Annotated in this window: 3 protein-coding genes and 1 pseudogene; 2 read left to right on the top strand and 2 right to left on the bottom strand. The window is 73.6% G+C overall.

Features of this window, described 5'->3' with window-relative positions:
- Positions 1-223: 223 nt before the first annotated feature.
- Positions 224-892 carry a pyridoxine/pyridoxamine 5'-phosphate oxidase gene (locus tag C6N75_RS21400; protein WP_105870530.1) on the bottom strand — a complete coding sequence of 223 codons (669 nt, stop codon included), beginning with the start codon at positions 890-892 and terminating at the stop codon, positions 224-226.
- 112 nt (positions 893-1,004) lie between these two features.
- Positions 1,005-1,652: a TetR family transcriptional regulator gene (locus C6N75_RS21395; protein WP_105870529.1), complete on the bottom strand. Its 648-nt coding sequence runs from the start codon at positions 1,650-1,652 to the stop codon at positions 1,005-1,007.
- 262 nt (positions 1,653-1,914) lie between these two features.
- On the opposite strand from C6N75_RS21395, the gene C6N75_RS21390 reads away from it, so the two are divergent.
- Positions 1,915-2,748 carry a VOC family protein gene (locus C6N75_RS21390; RefSeq protein ID WP_105870528.1) on the top strand — a complete coding sequence of 278 codons (834 nt, stop codon included), beginning with the start codon at positions 1,915-1,917 and terminating at the stop codon, positions 2,746-2,748.
- Positions 2,749-2,896: 148 nt separating this feature from the next.
- Positions 2,897-3,715, top strand: a pseudogene (locus C6N75_RS21385) (serine/threonine-protein kinase); the annotation flags it as partial.
- Positions 3,716-3,747 lie beyond the last annotated feature (32 nt).

The following is a 3,747-nucleotide window of genomic DNA, read 5'->3' as shown; positions in this document are numbered from 1 at the left end:
GGCGGGGGCGGCGGGACGGGTTGGGCGAGGGTGTGGCGGGTCTGCGTGGCGGCGGCGTGCGGAAGCAGGAGCTGCGCGGCGGTGGCGGCCAGCAGGGCGGTCGCCGCGCCGGCGGTGAGCGCGAAGGCACGGGCGGAGGGCTTGCCGGTGTGCTGAGGCATGCGCGCAGGGTAGCGGAGCGGGTGCCGAGCGTGCGTGCGGGAGCGCGGGGGCCGCGGACGGCTCACGGCCAGAGGAGGTCGCGGGTCCAGGTGTCGGCGGCGTCCGGGTCGCGGCGGTAGCGCAGGCGTACGTGGCGGCGGCGGGCGTCGCCCTGGAAGAACTCCGCCTCGGTGGCGGTCAGCGCGTAGACGGTCCAGGTCTCGGCGGTCGCGTCGGGCTCGTCCTGCGCGCGCCGCCAGGCCGCGTCGCCCGCCCGGTGAAGGGTGGGCAGGGAGTCGAGTACCTCGCTCTGGCGGCCGACCAGGGCCGCCGCCAGCGCGCCGGTGGAGCGCACGTGCAGGTCGGCGTACGCCTCCTCGGGGGTGCCGGAGAGGACCGAGCCGCGCACCCGGATCTGGCGGCCCTGGGCGGGCCAGTAGAAGCACAGGGCGGCGTCCGGGGCGGCGGCGAGCTGGCGGCCCTTCGCGCTGGTGGCGTGGGTGGCGAAGTGCCAGCCGCGCTCGTCCGCGCCGTGCAGGATGACGATCCGGACGTCCGGGCGGCCCTCGGCGTCCACCGTGGCCAGCGCCATGGTGTGCGGCTCGGCCTGCCCGGCCTCGGCGGCAGCGGCGAACCAGTCGTGGAAGAGGGCGAGTGGCGACGAGGGGGCCCGGTCCGGGTCGAAGGCGGGCAGCTCGGTGTCCCAGACGGGCCGGGAGCGCAGGATCTCGTCGAAGCGGGCTTGGTCCATGGGGACATCATGCGGCCCCCGCCTCCCCGCCGTGACAGGACCGGCGGCGGGGCGGGGCGCGGCGCGGGGGAGCGGGCGGCGGAACGTTACTGCGGAAGGGCGTGGCCGCAGGTCAGCGGGACGGCTTCTTGCCGGTGATGCCGAGGTGGATCAGCATCGCGAGGTTCGGCTTCACCTCGGCGGCCTTGACGCCCCAGGTCTGGAACGCCTTCGGCTGGGAGGCGACGCCGGCCATCATGGTGACCAACGCGCCCGCCACCGCCGCCGGGTTGACGTCCTTGTCCACCCGGTTCTTGGCCTGGAGCTCCTTGACCGCGTCGGAGATTCCCGAGGTCACCGAACCGAGGATCTTCATGCGGATCTTGGCGAACCGCTTGTCGCCCTCGGCCGCGCCCAGGTCGATCACCCGCAGCAACGCGTCGTTGCGCCGCCAGAAGTCGAGGAAACCCTCCACCAGCTCTTCGGAGGTCTGCCACGCGGCCTTGCCGACCCAGGATCGGCCGGCCGCCAGCGCGGCCAGCTCCCCGCTTTCCTTCGTCATTTCCTCGGCGATTTCGAGGACCGCGCCCTCGACGTCCGGGAAGTACTGGTAGAAGGTCGCCGGAGAAGTCCCCGCCTTACGGGCGACGTCGATGACTTTGACGTCCCGGTACGGCGAGGAACCGAGCATCTCGCTGAGGCAGTCGAGCAGCTTCTGCCGCGTCGCCTGGCCGCGACGTCCGGCCACGCGGCCGTCGACGGTACGTACTTGTCCTGTCATGCGGTCAGCTTACCGACGCACGATCGGAGCGCTATTCGGCGGACTGCAATGGGGTGAGGGGCCGGTGAGCGGCCCCCTGTGACGGCGCACTTCCCCACCGGATTCGGGGCGGATTCGGGGAATGCCGGTAGTGCTCTTTCCTGCGGCGCGGGCCAAGCGCCTTTAGCGTGGGAGGAGTCGATCTCGCAGAGGTGCACAGCTTCACCGGATAGCGGGTCGCGGATCACCGTTCACCGGGGGCCACGAGAAAGGGATCAGCTCCATGGGCGCATTCTCGGAAGGCACCCCCTGCTGGGCGGACGTGCTGCTCCCCGACCTGCGGGCCGGCAAGCGCTTCTACGGGGAGCTGTTCGACTGGACCTTCGAGGAGCAGGACGGCGGCTCCGGGCTGCTCGGCGAGCAGCGGGCCGCGCCCGGCAGCCCGGCCGGCCCCGCCCCGTACACCACCGCCTACCGGGACGGCCGGCGGGTCGCCGCGCTCGCGCCCAAGGGGGACGGCCGGATGCCCACCACCTGGAACGTCTACCTGGCCACCCCCGACGCGGTGGCCGCCGCCCGCCGGGTGACCGAGGCCGGCGGCCTGGTGATCACCGACCCGGTGCCGCTCACCGGCGACGTCGCCGTCGTCGCCCAGGCCGCCGACCCCGGCGGCGCGGTCTTCTCGCTCTGGGAGGCCGGCCGCCGGCACGGCTTCGAGCGGCAGGGCGAGCCCGGGTCGTTCTGCTGGACCGAGGTCTACACCCGGGACAAGGACCGGGTGGACGCCTTCTACGAGACGGTGTTCGGCTTCCAGGTCCACGACCTGGACGACGCCAGCGTGGACTTCCGGGTCTGGTCGCCGGCGGGGACGACGGCCGGCGACGAGAACGCGGTCGGCGGCAGGAGCGTGATCACGGACGCGTTCCCGGCGGCGATGCCGGCCCACTTCCTGGTCTACTTCTCGGTCGCCGACTGCGACGAGACCGCCGCCCGCGCCGCCGAGCTGGGGGGCCGGGTCAACGAGCCGCCGTTCGACACCCCGTACGGCCGGATCGCGCTCATCGCCGACGACCAGGGGGCCGTGTTCGCCGTGCTGGCCGAGCCGAAGGCCGCGTAGATCCGGCCAAGCCGAGCCCGGGGAGCGCCCGGAAAGGCACGGGACACCCCGATCCGCCCCCGGGTTCGCCACCACCGCCCCGGACAGGAAGAATCAGGGGCCATGGGGCCGTCCATCCCAAGGGCCCCGACGGGGAGGTGGCAGCCAAGTGGATCAGCTCACGCAGCACGACCCGAGACGGATCGGTCCCTTCGAGGTGCTGGCCCGGCTCGGCGCCGGCGGCATGGGCCTGGTGTATCTCGCACGGTCGGCGTCCGGCCGGCGGGTGGCGATCAAGACGGTGCGGACCGAGCTCGCCGACGACCAGTTGTTCCGCGTCCGCTTCACCCGCGAGGTGGAGGCCGCCCGGGCCGTCTCCGGCTTCTACACGGCGGCCGTGGTGGACGCCGACCCGCGGGCCGCCGTGCCGTGGCTGGCCACCGCTTACGTCCCCGCGCCCTCCCTGGAGGAGATCGTCAACGAGTGCGGGCCGCTGCCCGCGCAGGCCGTGCGGTGGCTGGCGGCCGGCATCGCCGAGGCCCTGGAGTCCATCCACGGCGCGGACCTCGTGCACCGCGACCTCAAGCCGTCGAACGTGCTGGTGGTCGAGGACGGGCCCCGGGTCATCGACTTCGGCATCGCCTCCGGCGTCTCCAACACCCGGCTGACCATGACCAACGTCGCCGTCGGGACGCCCGCCTACATGTCCCCCGAGCAGGCCCGCGACTCGCGCAGCGTCACCGGAGCCAGCGACGTCTTCTCGCTCGGCTCGACGCTCGTCTTCGCCGCCACCGGGCACGCCCCCTTCCACGGCGCCAACCCGGTCGAGACGGTCTTCATGCTGCTGCGCGAGGGCCCCGACCTGGAGGGCCTGCCCGAGGAGCTGCGGCCGCTCATCGAAGCCTGCATGCACCAGGACGCGAGCCGCCGGCCCACCCCGGCCGACCTCCAGGCGCAGCTCGCCCCGCACCTGTTCGCCGGCGGCTCGCGTCCTGGTGCATGCAGGCTTCGATGAGCGGC

The organism is Streptomyces solincola (genome assembly GCF_002982015.1).
In the GTDB taxonomy this organism is placed as follows: Bacteria; Actinomycetota; Actinomycetes; order Streptomycetales; family Streptomycetaceae; genus Streptomyces; species Streptomyces solincola.
Note: the sequence above shows the minus strand (reverse complement) of the source record. Positions and strands in the feature narration are given on the sequence as shown.